Source organism: Gimibacter soli, assembly GCF_028463845.1.
Taxonomy (GTDB): Bacteria; Pseudomonadota; Alphaproteobacteria; order Sphingomonadales; family Kordiimonadaceae; genus Gimibacter; species Gimibacter soli.
On the sequence record NZ_CP116805.1, the window covers coordinates 2,993,131 to 3,011,442 of the forward strand.

At 60.5% G+C, this 18,312-nt stretch carries 14 protein-coding genes and 1 riboswitch; of the genes, 5 read left to right on the forward strand and 9 right to left on the reverse strand.

What is annotated here, in order from left to right; genetic code table 11:
* Positions 1–128: 128 nt before the first annotated feature.
* The 4 genes from PH603_RS13810 to PH603_RS13825 all read left to right on the forward strand — a co-directional run bounded on the left by PH603_RS13810 (position 129) and on the right by PH603_RS13825 (position 6,407).
* The gene (locus PH603_RS13810) at positions 129–2,489 is read left to right on the forward strand and encodes a TonB-dependent receptor (RefSeq protein WP_289503123.1); all 2,361 of its coding nucleotides are present in this window, start codon (positions 129–131) and stop codon (positions 2,487–2,489) included.
* 69 nt (positions 2,490–2,558) lie between these two features.
* Positions 2,559–3,638, forward strand: coding sequence for a lipid A deacylase LpxR family protein (locus PH603_RS13815; protein WP_289503124.1), 1,080 nt, complete (start codon positions 2,559–2,561; stop codon positions 3,636–3,638).
* A gap of 119 nt (positions 3,639–3,757) precedes the next feature.
* Positions 3,758–4,270: a hypothetical protein gene (locus tag PH603_RS13820; protein WP_289503125.1), complete on the forward strand. Its 513-nt coding sequence runs from the start codon at positions 3,758–3,760 to the stop codon at positions 4,268–4,270.
* A 142-nt stretch (positions 4,271–4,412) separates the two neighbouring features.
* On the forward strand, positions 4,413–6,407 hold the full coding sequence (locus PH603_RS13825) for a TonB-dependent receptor plug domain-containing protein (protein WP_289503126.1): 1,995 nt from the start codon (positions 4,413–4,415) through the stop codon (positions 6,405–6,407).
* Positions 6,408–6,413: 6 nt separating this feature from the next.
* Here PH603_RS13825 and PH603_RS13830 read toward each other — a convergent pair whose 3' ends face one another.
* Positions 6,414–7,727, reverse strand: coding sequence for a hemolysin family protein (locus PH603_RS13830; RefSeq protein ID WP_289503127.1), 1,314 nt, complete (start codon positions 7,725–7,727; stop codon positions 6,414–6,416).
* 233 nt (positions 7,728–7,960) lie between these two features.
* Here PH603_RS13830 and PH603_RS13835 point away from each other — a divergent pair, with 233 nt between their 5' ends.
* Positions 7,961–8,875 (forward strand): PhnD/SsuA/transferrin family substrate-binding protein, encoded by a 915-nt coding sequence (locus tag PH603_RS13835; protein WP_289503128.1) that lies wholly within the window; start codon positions 7,961–7,963, stop codon positions 8,873–8,875.
* Between the two features lie 60 nt (positions 8,876–8,935).
* On the opposite strand, the gene gcvPB is transcribed toward PH603_RS13835, so the two are convergent.
* The 8 genes from gcvPB to PH603_RS13875 form a co-directional block, all read right to left on the reverse strand.
* A complete protein-coding gene (gene gcvPB / locus PH603_RS13840; RefSeq protein ID WP_289503129.1) occupies positions 8,936–10,495 on the reverse strand; it encodes an aminomethyl-transferring glycine dehydrogenase subunit GcvPB in 1,560 nt (519 codons plus the stop codon).
* Entirely contained in the window at positions 10,492–11,838 is a 1,347-nt protein-coding gene (gene gcvPA / locus PH603_RS13845) for an aminomethyl-transferring glycine dehydrogenase subunit GcvPA (protein ID WP_289503130.1), read from the reverse strand. The genes gcvPB and gcvPA overlap by 4 nt, the downstream gene beginning before the upstream one ends.
* Positions 11,839–11,876: 38 nt before the next feature.
* On the reverse strand, positions 11,877–12,248 hold the full coding sequence (gcvH, locus tag PH603_RS13850) for a glycine cleavage system protein GcvH (protein WP_289503131.1): 372 nt from the start codon (positions 12,246–12,248) through the stop codon (positions 11,877–11,879).
* Between the two features lie 32 nt (positions 12,249–12,280).
* Positions 12,281–13,411, reverse strand: coding sequence for a glycine cleavage system aminomethyltransferase GcvT (gcvT, locus tag PH603_RS13855; RefSeq protein WP_289503132.1), 1,131 nt, complete (start codon positions 13,409–13,411; stop codon positions 12,281–12,283).
* A gap of 173 nt (positions 13,412–13,584) precedes the next feature.
* Positions 13,585–13,676: riboswitch (glycine riboswitch) on the reverse strand.
* A 135-nt stretch (positions 13,677–13,811) separates the two neighbouring features.
* Positions 13,812–14,369: a hypothetical protein gene (locus PH603_RS13860; protein WP_289503133.1), complete on the reverse strand. Its 558-nt coding sequence runs from the start codon at positions 14,367–14,369 to the stop codon at positions 13,812–13,814.
* Between the two features lie 29 nt (positions 14,370–14,398).
* A complete protein-coding gene (locus PH603_RS13865; RefSeq protein ID WP_289503134.1) occupies positions 14,399–15,082 on the reverse strand; it encodes a Fe2+-dependent dioxygenase in 684 nt (227 codons plus the stop codon).
* A 76-nt stretch (positions 15,083–15,158) separates the two neighbouring features.
* Positions 15,159–17,399, reverse strand: a complete 2,241-nt coding sequence (locus PH603_RS13870; RefSeq protein WP_289503135.1) for a TonB-dependent receptor — start codon at positions 17,397–17,399, stop codon at positions 15,159–15,161.
* Between the two features lie 253 nt (positions 17,400–17,652).
* Entirely contained in the window at positions 17,653–18,177 is a 525-nt protein-coding gene (locus PH603_RS13875; protein ID WP_289503136.1) for a hypothetical protein, read from the reverse strand.
* Positions 18,178–18,312: the final 135 nt, after the last annotated feature.

Below are 18,312 nucleotides of genomic sequence, written 5' to 3' on the forward strand. Positions count from 1 at the left end.
GCAACTATATTTCTTGAAGACGCCCATCATGCGTCGATAATTTCAATCCTGACCTCTCGAAAGGTCAGAACCCAAGAAACATAATCGACGGCACCGCCAAAGCGGATGCCCGTCCAGGGAGAAAATAGATGCAAGGGAAGACCAGCAAATTGCTGCGGGCCACCTCCATTGTCGCACTTGTCGCCGTGCCCATGACCACCGCGGCTTCTGCACAGGATACCACCGCCCGCTCGGCCGATTTTGAAGAAATCGTCGTAACCTCGCGCAAACGGTCCGAAACACTGCAGGACGTTCCCTTCTCGGTGAACGCCAAGACCGAAGAACAGCTCCGCAATTCCGGCGCGACCGGCCTTGCCGACATGGCCCGTAACGTTGCCGGCCTCGCCATCACCGACCTAGGGCCCGGCCAGAGCCAGATTGCCATTCGCGGCGTCGCCGCCGGCCAGACGATCCGCGACATGGCGGGCGTGAAGGAACAGGTTGGCGTCTATCTTGACGAATCGCCGATCTCGGTCGCGCTCTTCACCCCCGATGTCGACCTCTTCGACCTCGAGCGCGTCGAAGTGCTGCGCGGGCCGCAAGGCACGCTGTTCGGCGCCGGTTCGCTTTCGGGTACTGTCCGCTACATCACCAAAGCACCGGAAATGAACAGCTCTGAAGCTGTTGTTGAAGCCGGTGCCAATCAGGTTGATGGCGGTGGCTTCGGCTGGAGCCTGAAGACGGCGGTCAACCTGCCGATTGCTGAAGACAAGGCTGCCATTCGCGCGGTTGCCTATCACACCAAGATGCCCGGCTTCATCGATGCCGTGACCATCAATGGCCGTGAAAAGGATGTGAACGACGGCGGCAAATCGGGCTTCCGCGTTGCAGCTACCTTCAAACCGACCGAAAACCTGAGCATCACGCCGCGCATCCTGTTCCAGAAACTGGATACGGACGGCTACCCGCGCATCGATGTGTGGAACATCCTCGGCAACCCCTACACCACCACCGAGCCCGCTGTAACGCTTGGCGAGCGCGAGCAATATGTGCAGCTTGAAGAAGGCCTGAGCGACAATTTCATGCTGCTTGATGGCAAGGTCGAATATGAAGGCGACAACGTCATCTTCACCTCGATCACCAGCTATACCGACCGCGAAGTGGAAGTCGTGCGCGACGCCACCCAGCTGACCGGCAGCGTGACCTTCGACTTCGGCGCCCCGGATGGCGTACGCCTTGATGCCCCGCTCACCGACACGACCGACCTGAAAATCTGGTCGCAGGAAGTGCGCCTGTCGTCCAACAACGACGGTCCGCTCACCTGGGTGCTCGGTGGCTATTATACCGACTGGAAGCGTGACTATGGTCAGGTGCTCGACACCCCCGGCTGGACGGACGCCACCGGTGTACCCACCCAGGGCACCATCGGCGCCGGCGTTGACCAGCCTTACTGGTCGGCCCTCAATATCGATTTCAAGCAAGTCGCCCTCTTCGGTGAAGCCACCTATGCCGTCAGCGACCGCATGGATATCACCGGCGGCCTGCGCTGGTACGATTACGACGAAGAACGTCGCCTGCGCTTCGATGGTCCGTTCGCGGATCCGACCGACCGCACCGACAATGCCGGTGCCAACGGCTTCGCTCCGCGCGTGATCCTGTCGTATGACACGTCGGACGATGTAACCGTGAACGCGCAGGTCTCGAAAGGCTTCCGCCTTGGCGGTGTGAACGACCCGATCAACCTGCCGCTCTGCTCGGACGAGGACAAAGCCATTTTCGGTGGCCGCGACCAGTTCGAGGACGAGAGCGTCTGGAACTATGAAGTGGGCGCGAAGGCCAACCTTGGCAACAAGGGCAGCCTGAACGTTGCCGGCTTCTACACCGACATCAACGGCCTGCAGATTCCGGTCACCGCCGGGTCGTGCTCGTCGCGTCTCGTGATGAACGTGCCGTCGGCCCGTTCGATGGGCGTTGAAGCCGAGTTTACCTACCGCCCGACCGAGAATATGGACTTCGCGATGGGTGCCACCATCACTGACGCCGAAATCCGCTCCACCGTTGTGGACGGCGCCGGCAACGTGATCGGCGCAATCGAGAAAGGCAACCGCCTGCCCACCGCACCGAAGTTCCAGTTCAATGCCGCGCTGAACTATTACTGGCAGTTCGGCACCGACTATGAAGGTTTCATCTCGGCAACCTTCCAGCACGTCGGTTCGGTCTATTCGCTCGTGGAAGCACAGGCCGATGGCTATGACACCTTCACTCCGCGCAACTATGGCGGACTGACTGTCAGTTCCATCAGCTTCGATCCCAAGCTGCCGTCCTACAATATCGGCAACTTCCGGATTGGCGCACGGCGCGGTCACTATGAAATCGCGTTCTTCGTGAACAACCTCTGGGACGAACGTGCGTACCTGTCGCTTGACGTGGAACGCGGTCGCGTGGCGCGGGTCGGTTACCTGACCAACCAGCCCCGTACCTTCGGCGTGAATTTCCGCAGCGAATTCTAAGCCTTTTCCAAGCGTGATAAAAATGGGCGGTGCCACGGTGCCGCCCATTTTTCTTGAAACTGTAGCCTCATGATGACCCATGCCCGACTGAACAGAACCGTTTCCCTCTTCGCTGCCAGCCTCGCGCTGGCCCTGCCCGTGCACGCGGCGGAGCCTGCCGCGGCGCCCGACCGCAGCTGGACCCTGCAGGTGGAAAACGATCTGTTCAGCCAGTTCATGGGCCTTGCCGACAGCGATTCCGATGCGCCCGATTTCGACGGTGACCGGGGCTATACACAAGGGCTGCGCCTTGGCCTGACGCTGAAACGCGACAAGGACCTGTTCTTCATCTTCGACTGGATCGACGATAACGGCCTCAGCATCCTTGGTGGCGGCGAGGGCGACACCTCGGTCAGGACCAAGCAATATTTCTTCGGCCAGAATATCTATACACCCAAGGATATCACGGTCAGCACGCCGCAGCCGGACGACCGCCCCTATGCTGCGTGGCTTTATGCCGGTGGCTCGGTGGCGCGCCAGACAGGCCGGTCCTTTGAGGTGATCGAACTGGATGTTGGTGTGATGGGGCCCATGGCGCTTGGCAAGGAAGTGCAGACCACATGGCACGATATCGTCAACACCCGGCACCCCGAGGGCTGGAGCAACCAGCTGCGGAACGAACCGGGCTTTGTGATGACCTATATGATCGCAAGCCAGCTCGTTCGCTATGACGCGGGCGACGACACCAACGGCTTCGGTTTCGACATCACGCCGCACGGCTCCGTCGCCATCGGCACCATCTATGATTATGTCAGCGTCGGCGGCACCGCCCGCGTCGGCTGGGGCCGCGACCGCGAGATTGTGACGCCCAACCGCATCCAGCCGTCCACACCCGGCAGCGACTGGTTCTCGCCCGGCAGCTTCACGGGTTATTTCTTTGTAGGCGCCGAGGGGCGGTTCATGGCGCGCAACGCCTTTCTCGACGGCAATCTGTTCCGGGATAGCCAAAGCGTCGACAAGCATCACTGGGTGGCGGATATCGTCGCGGGTGCTGTCATGTTCGCGGGTGACTGGCGGCTGGCCTACACCCACACTTTCCGTACCGAGGAATTCCACGGGCAGGAAGGCGGCCAGTTCTTCGGCGCTGTATCGGTGACCAAGCTCTTCTGAAATATCATATTTTCCGCAAGCCCCCTTTGCCTGCATGTCGCCGCTGTGGCATGATCCGCACGGGGGGCAGCCATATTTCCGCTGCCTGATCTGACCGAACGGCTTTGGAAGGGGTGAAGATGTTGACGGGTCGCCTTCCGCACATGCTTGTGCTGGCTGCCTTGCTGCTTGGTGCCCCTGCGGCCCGGGCGGACCTTACCCCCACCCACGTTACAGTCGCCCTGAAATCCGCGCGCTTCCTGATGCCGGCACCCACACCCGGTGACATAGCCGCCATCGTCTACAAGGAAGGCGACGCAGCCTCAAAAAAACTTGCCGAAACATTAGCAGCCAGCGTGGACACAGTCATCCTGACCCCGAAGCTGACCTCGACCGCCAATCCCGATTTCACTCGCGCGCGGCTCGTGTTCATCACCGATGCAGCGCTTGCCGATATCGACCGGCTCTCCGAAATCGCCAAAATCCACCATGTGGCAACCATCGCGTCCAAGGCCAGTTGCAGTCAGGCCGACAAGTGTGTGCTGACGGTGGAAACCGACCCTAAAACCCAGATTTATCTGAGCATCGATGCGGCGACCGCCGCTGGCGTCACCTTCTCCAGCGCCTTCACGATGCTTGTCAGAAAACATTGAGCCCGCAGGAATTCCGATGATGCGACCGGCAAGAAAAAGAAGAACCATCAAACCCCTCACGGGCCGCTCCAGCCTGGCGGCCCTCGCCTGCGCTCTGATATCAGCGTCTCCTGCCTTGGCCCAATCACTGGACCACGGCACCATGGAGGAAATCTTCGGCGAACCCGTCACCGAAGGCGCCACCGGCACGCCGAAGCGGGCGTCCGAAGTGCCGGTGAATATGACCATCATCTCGGCCGATGAAATCCGCCGATCCGGCGCGCGGGACGTGATGGAAATCCTGCGCCGTCATGTCGGGCTTGATGTCCAGCGCGCTACACAAACCAGCGGCAATGTCTCGGTGCGCGGGCTTAATATCGATGGCGGTCGTCTGCGCGTGCTGATCAACGGGCGGGACACGTACCGCACCTACGAAGGCACCACACAATGGGCAAGCCTGCCTGTGGCGCTTGCCGAAATTCGCCAGATCGAAATCGTGCGCGGCCCGGCAACGGCGCTTTATGGAGCCAACGCCGTCACCGGCGTCGTCAATATTGTCACTTACGATCCGCTGTATGACGAAGGCGGTAATGTCACGGCCCGTATTGGCAACAATGGCGTCCGGGAAGTCGCGGCAAATGCCATCGTCAAGCTTGGCCCCAAGGCGGGCGTCCGCATTTCCGGCGGCTATTTCGATAGCGACGCGTTCGACGCCCCCCTGACCCCGTCGGAAGCCCTGTTACGGCTTGATCCCGGCAGCCACTGGATCAGCGTCGACGCCGGATTCCAGCTGTCCGATACCATTCAGGCGAGCCTCGAATTTTCGCACCTTGGCGGTGATGTGAACTCGCTGCCCTATCTCGGCACGCTCAACAATTCGGAAGTCGAGGACTATGCCGCGAAGGGAACCCTGACCGCAGAAACCGCATTCGGGCGCTGGACAGCGACGGCAATTTTCAACTCGAATGAAGAAACACGCTACACGGCGCTGACCATACCGACAGGTGTTTTCCTGCTGCTGCAGAAAATCGAGGCCGAAACCCGTATATTCGATGTCACCAACATGCAGATGGTGGGGGCCGATACCGCGCTTCGCCTGTCGGCCGGTTACCGGCAAGACAAGGCCGGGCAATTCGGCATGAGTGCGGCAGACGGCACGGGCGACGTTGGCTACGATACCTATTATGCCGCCTTCCTGATCGACCGGGTGATTTCAAGCAGCCTCACCTTCGACCTCTCAGCCCGCTACGATTATATCAGCACCTTCCGCACGGCGGACATGCTGCCTTTCCTGCCGTTCACGAACGACGATTATGGCAATTATGACGCCGTCAGTGCCAATGCGGGCCTCAGCTGGAAACCGACGGATGCGGACACGCTGAAGCTAATGTATGCGCGCGGCTTCCTCGCCCCCACCATCTTCACCCTTGGCGGCCAGATCGTGCCGAATTCGACCTATCCCGGCATCGTTGCTTTCGGTGGCAGCCCGAATGTGGAACCCACGATCTCGACACAATTCGAACTGCTATATGAACGCGACATTCCGGCGCTCGGCGCCAGCTTCAGTGCGGCCATCTTCCACCGCAAGGACAGCAGCATTCATCGCTCCGTCGTGCTTGGCGGCCTGTATCCGCTTGAAAGCGGCGATTACTATGTCGGCACCGCCGTCATCGGCGACGCAAAGACATGGGGGCTGGAACTGGACCTGAGCGGCAAAACACCCGAGGGCATATATTGGGCGCTGCGCTACGGCTTTGCAGACACCTCCGAGACGCACGATTTTGAAGGCGGGATCGGGCCTGTTTCAGACGCATATGCACTGGTGCCGGAACATCTGGAAGACAGAAGCTCCAAACATATCCTGACAGCCAATATCGGCTTCGAACGCGAGACAGGCTTCTACGGCGACATCCTCGTCCAGTACAAGTCAGGCTATGACAGCTTCTCGGGCTTCGCACTGCCGCCAACGGCTGCAAGCCCTTACCGCCAGATCGACGGCACCTGGGTCGGCAATGCCAACCTCGGCTACAAGTTCGAGGGTGGCTGGCGGCTGTTTGTGACCGGCGAAGGCCTGTTCAATGCCCACCGGTATGAACATGTCGCCCCGCAGGCACGCCTCGACCGGCGCTTCTGGGCGGGAGTCAGCTTCGATTTCTGAGGCGCCTCACATCACCGGGTCCTTGGCATCCACATAGATGCCATCCCCGACACTAGCGACTGGCAGGGCCAGGACCTTGTCGATCCGCTTGCCGTCCATATCCATCACCTCGAAATGCCAGGCTTCCCATACGGCGGTATCGCCTTCCTCAGGGATGCGCCCCAGAAGCCGCAGGATCATGCCCGACAGCGTGTGGTAGCGCCCCTCTTCGGGCACCAGACGGATGCCGAGGCAATCCTTCAGGTCCGGCAGCGGCAGGCTGCCATCCAGAAGCCACGAGCCATCGGCACGCAGGATCGCGCGGCCTGTACCTTCGGCCGGGGCGAAGTCGCCAGTCAGGGCTTCGAGAAGATCATGGATCGTGATGAGGCCTTCGATCTCGCCGTATTCGTCCACGACCAACGCGAAATGATCGGCGCCCTGCCGGAAACGTTCCAGTAGCTCCATGCCCGTCAGCGTCTCGGGTACATAGAGGGCCGGGCGGATGCGGGCACGCAGGTCAGCGCTGCCCGAGGCAACATCGCCGAGCACATGCTTTGCCTGCACGAAGCCCAGCACATTGGCGGGCCCGCCTTCGCACACAGGGAAACGCTCGTGGGCGCTGTCGGTCATGACTTTCAGGTTTTCGGCAAGCGGCCGGGCCAGGTCGATCCAGTCAATCTCGCCGCGCGGCACCATCAGGGAGCCAAGCTGACGGTCATCAAGCCGCAGTACATTGCGCACCATCGCGTGCTCGTGCGCCTCAATCACCCCGGCATCCGAACCTTCGGCGAGCACGGCATGGATTTCCTCTTCCGTCAGCGGATCGGCCTTGTCCTCCCGCACACGAAGCAGCGCAAGAAGGGCTTTGGTGGAAACGGAAAGGAGCGCCACGAAGGGGCGACTGGCAAAGGCCAGCAGCTGCATCGGCCGGGCCATCAGCCGGGCGATGCCTTCGGGGTGCAGTTGCCCGATCCGTTTGGGCACCAGTTCGCCCACAACAATCGACAGATAGGTAACTGCCACCACCACCATCACAGTTGCACTGATCGCCGCTGTTTCGGGGTCAGCGCCAAGCCCGGTCAGCCAGCGGGCGAAATCATCGGCAAGCACAGCCTCACCGACGATACCATTAAGGATACCGATCGAGGTGATGCCGATCTGAACGGTGGAGAGAAAACCGGTCGGCTCCTCGGCAAGTTTCAGCGCCGTCGCCGCCTGCTTGTCGCCTTCTTCGGCACGCTTGGCGAGCCGGGCACGGCGAGCGGTGACAATGGCAATCTCCGACATTGCGAAGACACCATTCAGGATGATAAGGCCAATCAGCAGCAGGATTTCCATATAAGCCTCGGCCTAAAGCGCAACTGCGGGCACCGGGCGGTCGCTGCCGCCAATGCCTCTACTGTGATTGTCATCCATGTTGAAAATCCTGAAACGCTGGTGCGCGATTTTAGGAAGGCCAGCCCCTGCGTGTCAATTGAAGGTGGAAATTCACCCAAAGGTGTCTTAGAAAGCGCTGCCGCTGCCTGTAAAGTGTTGAATGCGGCCCGTATTCCGATCCAAGATAGAAACAGATGCGCCTGATTACGTCAGCCATAGTCGCCCTTGCGGCGACCCTGAGCACCGCCCTGCCCGCCGCGGCGGAAGAAGGGCGTCATCTGGTATTTGGCTGCATCTGCGATGACACACAGGACCTGCGTGACCGCCAAGGACTGGTGATCGATTATCTGGCGACTGTCCTTTCGGATATTCCCGGCCTGAAAATCGAATCCGCACGCTTGGCCGACATTCCTTCAATGTCGGATGCCATCAATGCAGGCAAGGTGGATTTTGTATCGGAAACGCCGCTTGCCGCCTGGGCCATCATCGACCGCACGAATGCCGAAATTACCTTCCGCGAACGCCGCCACGGCGTCATCTCCTATCGCAGCCTGATCGTCGCGTCGGAGAAATCCGGCGTGACGACGCTTGGTGACCTCGTCGGCAAGGTTGTCGCCTTCGAAGGGCCGGGTTCCACATCGGCCTTCCTGTTCCCGCTCGCGATGCTGCGCGGTGAAGGGCTGCAGACCGTGGAACTGGCGTCCCCGACCGATCCCGTCCCCGCTGGCAAGGTCGGCTATATCTTCACCCACGAGGACGGCGCTGCCGCGCGCTATATCGCCGATGGCAAGGCCGTGGCCGGTGCGCTGAGCGACGAAGACTGGGCCTCGCCCCAGATCGAGGAACCACTTGCCCGTACCCGCATGAAGGTGATCAGCACCAGCGAACCGCTCCTGCGCGCTGTGACCCTTGTCCGCAAGGATATGGATCCCGAACTGAAGGCGCGGCTGATTGCCGCCCTCAAGAATATGCATGACGATCCGGACGGACGGCAGGCCCTGCGCGACTATAACCGTGTCCGGCGCTTCGACTATGCCGACGAGGCCATCCTCGCGGATATGGAGCGGATGCGCGTTTACTATGAACGCGTGAAAGACCGGGTCGGCTGACCGCTGCCGCATTCACCGGCATGAAAAAGGGGGCATCGCGCCCCCTTCTTGTTTTCCTGGCTATTCGGCGGCTTCCGCCTCTGGCGACCAGCGCAGGACCGGGTTCCGGGCTGCCTGCGTCTCGTCCAGTCGCTTCCAGGGCGCGAAATATGGCGCCCCAATGAAGCGGTTGGTTTCGCCTGCCTTGGCGGCAGTTGCGAGGCCGCGCATCGAGCGGATGAACTGATCCAGATTGTATTTGCTCTCGCTCTCGGTCGGCTCCACCAGCATGGCGCCGTGCACGACAAGCGGGAAATACATGGTCATCGGATGGTAACCCTCGTCGATCATCGCCTTGGCGAAATCGAGCGTGGTAACACCCGTGCCCTTCAGGAACTCGTCATCGAACAGCACTTCGTGCATGCACGGACCTTCGAACGAGACGGTCATCAGGTCATCAAGGCAGGCCTTGATATAGTTGGCATTGAGAACTGCGTCCTCGCTGGCCTGACGGCAACCATCCACCCCGTGGCTCAGCATGTAGGAAAGGGCGCGCACATACATGCCCATCTGGCCGTGGAAGGCGACAAGACGACCAAAGCTCGGGTCGTTATCACCGTCCAGATGCTCCTTGAAGGAAAGGCCATCAGCCGTTTTCACCACATAGGGCAGCGGCACATGATCCTTCAGCCGGTCGGAGAAGACGACAGGGCCGGAGCCCGGGCCGCCGCCGCCGTGCGGGGTCGAGAAGGTTTTATGGAGGTTGATGTGCATGGCATCGACGCCAAGATCGCCGGGGCGTGCCTTGCCGACGATGGCGTTGAAGTTGGCGCCGTCGCAGTAGAAAAGCGCACCGGCAGCGTGGATCGCATCGGCAATCTCGCGCACTTCATCTTCAAAGAGGCCGCAAGTGTTGGGGTTGGTCACCATCACGGCCGCGACCGTGTCGTCGAGCGCTGCTTTCAGGGCTTCGATATCGACGCGGCCATTGGCCTTGCCGGGGATCGATTTCACCTTGTAGCCGCAGAAGGCAGCGGTCGCCGGGTTGGTGCCGTGCGCCGATTCCGGGCAGAGGATCACTTCACGGGCGTCACCACGGGCCTCGAGCGCCTTCCTGATTGCCATGATGCCGCAAAGCTCGCCGTGCGCACCGGCTTTGGGCGACAGGGCCACCGCCGGCATGCCGGTCAGTTCCATCAGCCAATGCGAGAGCTCTTCCATCAGGCCAAGCGCACCCTGCACGGTCGATTGCGGCTGCAGCGGGTGGATGTCCCCAAAGCCGGGCAGACGGGCCATCTTCTCGTTGAGGCGCGGGTTGTGCTTCATGGTGCAGGACCCGAGCGGGAAGACGCCCATGTCGATGCCATAGTTACGGCGCGACAGGCGGGTATAGTGGCGCACCACATCGGGTTCAGCGAGGCCGGGGCAGCCGGTGCCACCGGTACGCTCCAGTGCGCCGAGGTTCGAGACAAAGCCTTCGACTTCTTCAACATCCACACCGGTGCGATCTTTGGAGCCGATCTCGAAAATCAGCGGCTCGGCAAGGCGCAGGCCGACGTGGCCCGAGAAGCTTTCATACTTGTGCTCGTCGGTCGTCACAGCATTCGGGGTGGTGGGCCGACCTTCGCTATTCATGCTCATGCCGCATACTCCTTTAGGCCGTTCACAAGGGCCTTGATATCGTCCCCCGTCACCGTTTCGGTGGCGGCAATGATCAGAAGGTCATCGAAGCCTTCACCGGGATAAAGGCGCGAGGCCGGCACACCAGCCAGAATGCCCTTGTCGGCGAGCGCCTCAACCGCCTTCGCGGCATCCTTCACGCGAACGGTGATCTCGTTGAAGAAGCGCTTGGAGAGAACCTCAATGCCTGCGCCCGAAAGCGCCTTGGCAACGGCTTGCGCACGGGCATGGTTCACCCTGGCAAGGCCGGTCAGACCCTTGTCGCCCAGAAGCGACATATGGATCGTGAAGGCGAGTGCGCAAAGGCCGGAGTTCGTGCAGATGTTCGAGGTCGCCTTCTCGCGGCGGATATGCTGTTCGCGGGTGGAAAGCGTCAGCACGAAGCCGCGCTTGCCATCGGCGTCCACCGTTTCACCGCACAGGCGGCCCGGCATCTGGCGCACATATTTCTGGTTGGTGGCAAAAAGGCCAAGATACGGCCCGCCGAAATTGAGGCCGTTGCCGATCGACTGGCCCTCGCCCACCACGATATCCGCGCCCATTTCGCCGGGGCTCATCACGAGGCCGAGCGACACAACTTCGGTGACGACGACCACCAGAAGCGCCTTGTGGGCATGCGCCTTTTCGGCCACGGGACGAAGATCGAGGACCTCGCCGAAAGCGGTCGGGTTCTGGACCACGACGCAGCTTGTCGTGTCGTCGATGGCGTCCATCACGGCTTTCAGCTCGCCGTGCGGGTCAGCCGGATTGGCGGCCAGCGAGACAACTTCGTCTTCCGTATATTGCGTCATGGTAGTGACAACATCGCGGTAATGACCATGCAGGGAGCCGGCGAGGATCGCCTTGTTCCGGCGGGTCACGCGGCGCGCCATCATCACAGCCTCGCCGCACGCGGTGGAGCCGTCATACATGGAGGCATTGGCCACATCCATGCCGGTCAACATCGCCACCTGGGTCTGGAATTCGAAGATATACTGCAGCGTGCCTTGCGCGATTTCCGGCTGATAGGGCGTATAGGCCGTCAGGAATTCGCCGCGCTGGATGATGTGATCGACGGTCGCCGGCACATGGTGCTTGTAGGCACCGGCCCCCACGAAGAAGGGCACACTGGAAGCCGGAACGTTCTTTGCCGCCAGCCGCGAGAGGTGGCGTTCCACCTCCATCTCGCTTTTGTGCGCGGGCAGATCGATCACGGGGTTGAGGGCATCCTTCGGGACATCGACGAACAGGTCATCGATGCCCTTCACGCCGATCTTGGTCAGCATCTCCTGCCGGTCGGCAGGGGTCAGCGGCAAATAACGCATTGGGTCAGGCTCCGGGCGCGGAAAAGCGGGGGCAAGCCTCAGTCGAGGCTTGCAAGAAACTCGTTATAGGCGTCTTCGTCCATCAGGTCGTCGAGCTCGCCTTCGTCCTCAAGCTTCATCTTGAAGAACCAGCCGGCATCCATGGCGGCAGAGTTCACAAGCGCGGGCGTACCTTCCAGCTCGTGGTTCACGGCCTTGATCTCGCCCGAAAGCGGGGCGTAAACCTCGCTCGCGGCTTTCACGGATTCCACGACAGCGGCTTCATCGCCTTTCGAGTAGGTGGCGCCAACTTCCGGCAGTTCCACAAACACAACGTCACCCAGCGCCTGCTGGGCATAATCGGTGATGCCGACGGTGGCGATGCCGTCCACATATTCGATCCACTCGTGATCTTCGGTAAATTTCAGCATGTCAGGTCCCCTATCGAAATAAGCTGAAGATATCAGGCAGTCTTGCGCTTGTAGCGCTGGGTAACGAACGGCAGGGCGGCGACCGTGGCCGGATGCGCCTTGCCGCGGATCATCAGATTGAGCTTCGTGCCAACGGCCGAAAGCGCAGGCGGCACAAAGCCCATGGCAACCGGGCCACCCACCGTGGGGCCGAAGCCGCCGGAGGTGACAACACCGATCACGGCTCCGGCCTCGTCGGCAATCTCGGTGCCTTCACGGGCCGGCGCGCGGCCCTCGGGGCGGATACCGACCCGCACCTTGGCGGGGCCCGAGCTAAGTTCCTTCAGGATACGCGACGCGCCCGCAAAATCACCTGCTTCCTTGCGCTTTTTGCCAAGCGCGAAGGTGACGCCCGCCTCAACCGGGCTGACGCTCGCGTCAAAGTCATGACCCGATAGGCAAAGGCCCGCCTCAAGGCGCAGGCTGTCGCGCGCGCCAAGGCCGATAAGCTCCACATCCGGGTGGCGGATCAGACGCTCGGTGAGCGAGACAACCGCTTCCTCCGGCACCGAAATCTCGTAGCCGTCTTCACCGGTGTAGCCCGACCGGCTGATCCAGCAGACAACACCTTCAAGCGTCACGGACGTGGCTTCCATGAAGCCAAGCTCGGCAACCTCCGGCGCGAACTGCGCAAGGGCGGCTTCGGCCTTCGGGCCTTGCAGCGCGATCAGGGCCTTGTCTTCCAAAGGTTCAAGCGTGATCAGGTGACCGAGCTTTTCCTCGATGATGTCGTAATCCTTGTCCTTGCAGCCGGCGTTGACGACCACATACAGGGCACCATCGGGCTCGTGCGTGCGGGTGACCATCAGGTCATCCTCGATCCCGCCTTCATCATTGAGGAGAAGCGTATAGCGCATCTTGCCCGGCTGCAGGGACTGGAGGGCACCGGGCATCAGCTTTTCAAGCGCGGCTGCCGGGTCGCTGCCATCGCGCGAGCGCACCATCGCCTGCCCCATGTGCGACACATCGAAAAGACCGGCCTTTTCCCGCGTGTGATTATGCTCCCCCATGATCCCCAGGGGATACTGGACAGGCATGTCATAGCCCGCAAAGGGCACCATCTTGGCGCCGCGCGCAACATGCAGATCATAAAGCGGGGTTTTATGGAGAGGGGTATCGGTCATCGGCGCAGGCACTCCGCAGGCGTGGGTTGACGCCGGGGTGAACCGGCCCAAAACCCCCTCTGTCATGGGACCTGAGAGATTTCGCCGTCCGCGCACACTATCGCGCCAGACGGCTTACCCCGTCGGTGAGGCGATCAAGGTTGCCCTCGCCCGCCTGCTTTCCAGAGTTGTCCGCCGACCGTGCGGTCCTTCTGCCTGAGAGTTTCCGGGGTGGTTGCTCCTTCGGCGCCGGAATTTGGAGTCCGGTCTCTCCCGCACAGTCACCACGGGGAGCATTAGCCCGCCCCCGCAAGACCTGAATCAGTGGCCGCGATCATAGTGGCAGGGGGAAAAGAGTCAATCGGGGTTTGGAGCGCGGATCTAGCTCCAATCCCCTCGTGCGAGGATTGCAGCCCGATTATTATTTCTCACCCAACACTCCATTATTCCCAAAACCTACCCTATAGCCAGTCAACACATAAGTGTATTGAGCGCTAAACGAGACCACCCCATCTGAACTTACTTCGCTACCCACAGAAATAGCCTGCACTCCTAGTAAGTCTGAATATAAAAAATACGATACTCCTGGCATTTCGTCACATACAGCCCGAATACTCTTCAGATAGTGATCCGTATGGTTATCCATATAATAAGGATGGCGAGAAACAACGTTAAAGGCGCAGCCAGAAAATTCCCATCTATCCCCCACGGTTACTTCTTCAGGTGGTAAATAGATTGCGATCCCTAGTTCTTTACCGATTGCATAGGATGCTTGTTTTCCATCACTTCTGACGAAGTCTGAGACTACCTCGTCAGAGTAAATGATATATCCCCCATCGTCTGTTGTCATGATCCCGATGGAATGAAGCGGATCAACCGCATCAAAATAGGGAAACATATCTACTATATCCAACATTCCTGCCGCCACATTGAAGGAAACGACGGTTGCTAGAAATGTTCCGCAAACAATTTGATACATAGTCGTTTCCTCCAGACATAAGAGGGGCGTCACACCCCCGCCCAGCGGCGCACCAGATTGTGGTAAATCCCGGTGAGCCGCACGGTTGTCGGGTCATCAAGGCCCTTCTCGGCGGCGAGGTCCTGCACGGACTGGTCGAGATCGAACAGCAGTTCCCGCTCGGCGCCGTCGCGGACCATGCTTTGTAGCCAGAAGAAGCTGCAAAGGCGCGTGCCTTTGGTCACCGGCTTCACATGATGGAGGCTGGTGGACGGGTACAGGACCATCGAGCCCGCATCGAGCTTCACCTCCTGCGCACCGTACTGCGTTTCGATCACCAGTTCGCCGCCTTCATATTCGTCTGCGCCCGCGAAGAAGAGCGTGGCTGAAAGGTCGGTGCGCATTTTGATCGGCGTGCCGGGGATACGGCGGATGGCGTTGTCCACATGCGTGCCGAAATTCTGGCCGCCCGAATAGCGGTTGAACAGCGGCGGGAAAATCTTTTCCGGCAAGGCTGCCGACAGAAACAGCGGGTTTGCGGCGAGCGCGGCGAGGATCACATCGCCGACCTTCGCAGCGGCAGCGGAGCCTTCCTTGAGTTGTTCATTCTTCTTGGCGCGGGCCGCCTGTGCGCCCGAGGTGGCGTTGCCATCAACCCAGTCGCCTGCTTCCAGCAGGGCACGGCAGGCTTTCACCTCGTCAGGGGTCAGGACATCGGGAATGCAGATCAGCATCAGCGGCCTCGTCTGGATAGCAATCCGCCGGGCAGAACCCGGCGGACAAGATGGTTCATTTGTCAGACTGCCCGGATCAGAAGTCGATGTCGAGCGTCACAGTAGCCGAGCGGCCCGGCGCGATATAGGTGAAGGGCGCGCTGCTGCGATACAGGCTGTCGTAATAGACCTTGTCGGTCAGGTTCTGCACATTCAGCGAGATTTCCACGCCTTCCTTCAGCTCGAAATGCGCGAAGGCATCGAAGCGCCAGTGCGAGGGCAGATAGGTGGTGCCGACATAGGTGGTGCCGCCATAAATCTTGCTCGCATACACCGCCGTACCGCCGAAGCTGAAGCGCTCGGTTGCCTGATATTTGGCAAGGAGCGTGGCGCTCGTCTCCGCCACGTTCGGCAGTTTGGAGCCGATCTCTACTTCGTTATCGGACGCAAGGATTTCGGTATCAAGAAGGGTGACGCCGCCAAACAGGCTGAGCTTTTCGGTCACATTGCCCGAAAGGCCGATTTCGAAACCGTCAACGCGCTGTTCGCCGTTGAGCGTGGTGACTTCCGACGAGCCCGAACCGGTGACCGAGCGGCCCGCCGTTTTCTCGATACGGAAGAGCGCGGCGCTCACCAGGAAATGCTCGTCGAACACGGCCCATTTGGTGCCAAGCTCGTAGTTCATGTTGCGTTCGGCATCGATGCTCTGGCTGCTGCCGGAGATGCCGCCATAGGCCGCACCGCCGCCGTCCACCTGCTCGCCCGGCGGGTTCGAGGAGGAGCCGATGGAGACATAGACGTTGCCGTTTTCAGCGGGCTTGTAGGTCACGCCTGCATGCCAGTTGAAGAAGTTGTCGTCGCTGCGAAGCTGCATGTCGCCGCCGCGGCCGCCGATGCTGGTGTAATCGATGCCGAAGTCATCGAAACGCAGCCCGCCGAAGACCTGCCACTGGTCGTTCAGCTCGATCGTGTCGATCAGGAAGAAGGCCTTCGTGGAGATTTCGGATTCGGTGTAGGACGTGCCCGGAACCGCGAAAAGGTCCCACGGCAGGTGCGGATCGGGGTTCCACAGATTCTGCGAAACCGAAGTGCTGCCGGGGGTCGGCGCACCGCCCGTGGACGGGTCTTCGGAATCGAGGAAACCGTAGGGGTTGTTGTGGATTTTCTCTTTCGAGAATTCGAAGCCGCCCACAAACGTGTGCTCGACGCCGCCGAAACCGGATTTCCAGGTCAGGTCCGTCTGGTTGACGAGATATTTGTTCGTCTGGTTCCGGTTCTTCGGGCTTGCCGATACGGTCCAGTTGGCCGGATCGGGATCGGTGGTCACCGGGCGTTCGGGCGCCGAGACCACATAACCGTTCCAGGTGTGGCCGTAACGCAGGACGCTCTTCAGCACCTTGCCGTCGCTCAGCTCAGCGCGGATCTGGCCGGTCACGATGTCGATATTGTTCTTGTGGAAGTCGCGGTTCACAAGGCCGTAGAAATTGTTGCGATCCACCTTGAAGGGCTCGTTGTTGGCCACGTCATAGGGCACGCCCCAATCCGGCAGGCCGTCGGTTTCAAGGTGATAATAATCGAGGCCGAGCTCAACGGATTCGTTCATCTGGTAGGCGGCAGCAGCGGCCACACCCCAGCGCTCGTTGAAGACCTCGTCACGGCCTGCGGTTTCGCTGTCGTGATACATGCCATTGACGCGCACCGCGAGCTTGTCGCTCAGCTGGCGGTTCACGTCAGCCGTCACGCGCTTGGTGTCGTCGGTGCCGACAGTCACTTCAACGTCGCCGAAATCCTTGGCTTGCGGGGCTTTCGAGATCATCGAAATGGCGCCGCCGGTGGTGCCACGACCGCCAAAGGCCGAACTCGGGCCCTTGAAGATTTCGATCTGCTCGACCGCGAAGGTCTCGCGCGAGGTAACGCCCGGATCGCGAACGCCATCGATATAAATGTCGTTGCGGGCATCGAAACCGCGGATGAAGACGCGGTCACCGAAAGCGTTGCCGCCCTCGCCGGTACCGAGCGTGACACCCGGCTGGATGCGCATCAGGTCGCGGAAGGTGCTGGTGCCGGTATCGTCGATCAGCTCTTTCGGCAGCACGGTGATCGATTTGGCCGCATCAAGAATCGATTGCGTCAGCTTCGAGGAAGCCGAACGGTCGATCTTGTAGGGCGCCATCGGGTCGGCATAGGGGTTCGAGCCGGCCTGACGGCCTTCGACCAGAACTTCCTCGATATCGTCATTCTTCGGGTTTTTCTTCGCGTCCGCCGTGTCAGCGAAGGCGTGGGAGCTTACGAGAGCGGCCGAGAGAAGGCCAACCGTGCCGCGCGCTGCATGGCGCACTGCAACTTTCCTCAGTGAAAGAGGCTGCTTGTTACCGGACATTTCGATCCCTGCGATTTTGTTATGGGGATGTCGGTGCAATCGAAACTGAAACTCACTCTCATGAACCGACGAACGCTTCCTTATATGCAATCCATTCGCAGTTTCAATCTCAAAAATGTCCTTTTGAGACAATTGTGACAAAAGCAAAGAAAAAGGCCCGCTCCAACAGGTGGGGCGGGCCTTTTTCAGGATTGCGTCAGGGCGGATACGCTCAGCTGCGTTCCATATTGTAAACCGCCTCGTCGGGGCTCAGCTGGAAGCCGACGATCACTTCATAATCGTAGCGACGAGCCTGCTCGATCGACGGCACCACATGACGGATCGTCTGGGCGCTCGAGGCTTTGCCGTCGGCGTCGAAATTCAGGGTCACCGGATAGGTCTTTTTGGTGATGATGCGGCTGTTGTCCTTCAGGACCGCCACGAAATAGGAAATATCCACCGTACGGCTCGTCAGCGCCGGGCCAGCCGTGGCGCCAACCACGAAGCGGGTGGTGGCTGTCACCTCGCCGCTTTCCTTGTCGTCGGGCTCTTCGCAGTCCGTCAGCACATTCATGATGGTGGCGGTGTAGGAGACATCCTGATCGGTGCGGCCGCTGCCAGCGAAGCGCGTGACCGTACCGGCGTCACCAACCACGGCAACGGCAGAGCAGCGTGAAATCTTCACCTCGAGCGGGTTTCTGTTGCAGGCTGCAACCATCAGGCAAAGCCCGGCAAGGACAAGAGCACGCGCGATCATGTATTCCCTTTCGATCAGTCTCAACGCCGCGGGGGTGCATGCACATCCCGAAGCGCCGCGATCATAGGGTGGCATTAGGGCAGGCGCAAGGCACCAATCGTTGCATCGCTCCGGGCGAGCGGATAGGCTCCGCCC

Excerpts from the sequence above, each read along its gene's own strand:
- PH603_RS13875 (WP_289503136.1), bottom strand. The coding sequence starts at position 18,177 with ATGATCGCGCGTGCTCTTGTCCTTGCCGGGCTTTGCCTGATGGTTGCA.
- PH603_RS13830 (WP_289503127.1), bottom strand. The coding sequence starts at position 7,727 with ATGGAAATCCTGCTGCTGATTGGCCTTATCATCCTGAATGGTGTCTTC.
- PH603_RS13835 (WP_289503128.1), top strand. The coding sequence starts at position 7,961 with ATGCGCCTGATTACGTCAGCCATAGTCGCCCTTGCGGCGACCCTGAGC.
- PH603_RS13810 (WP_289503123.1), top strand. The coding sequence starts at position 129 with ATGCAAGGGAAGACCAGCAAATTGCTGCGGGCCACCTCCATTGTCGCA.
- PH603_RS13820 (WP_289503125.1), top strand. The coding sequence starts at position 3,758 with ATGTTGACGGGTCGCCTTCCGCACATGCTTGTGCTGGCTGCCTTGCTG.
- gcvPB (WP_289503129.1), bottom strand. The coding sequence starts at position 10,495 with ATGAGCATGAATAGCGAAGGTCGGCCCACCACCCCGAATGCTGTGACG.
- gcvH (WP_289503131.1), bottom strand. The coding sequence starts at position 12,248 with ATGCTGAAATTTACCGAAGATCACGAGTGGATCGAATATGTGGACGGC.
- gcvT (WP_289503132.1), bottom strand. The coding sequence starts at position 13,411 with ATGACCGATACCCCTCTCCATAAAACCCCGCTTTATGATCTGCATGTT.
- PH603_RS13825 (WP_289503126.1), top strand. The coding sequence starts at position 4,413 with ATGGAGGAAATCTTCGGCGAACCCGTCACCGAAGGCGCCACCGGCACG.
- gcvPA (WP_289503130.1), bottom strand. The coding sequence starts at position 11,838 with ATGCGTTATTTGCCGCTGACCCCTGCCGACCGGCAGGAGATGCTGACC.
- PH603_RS13815 (WP_289503124.1), top strand. The coding sequence starts at position 2,559 with ATGATGACCCATGCCCGACTGAACAGAACCGTTTCCCTCTTCGCTGCC.
- PH603_RS13860 (WP_289503133.1), bottom strand. The coding sequence starts at position 14,369 with ATGTATCAAATTGTTTGCGGAACATTTCTAGCAACCGTCGTTTCCTTC.
- PH603_RS13865 (WP_289503134.1), bottom strand. The coding sequence starts at position 15,082 with ATGCTGATCTGCATTCCCGATGTCCTGACCCCTGACGAGGTGAAAGCC.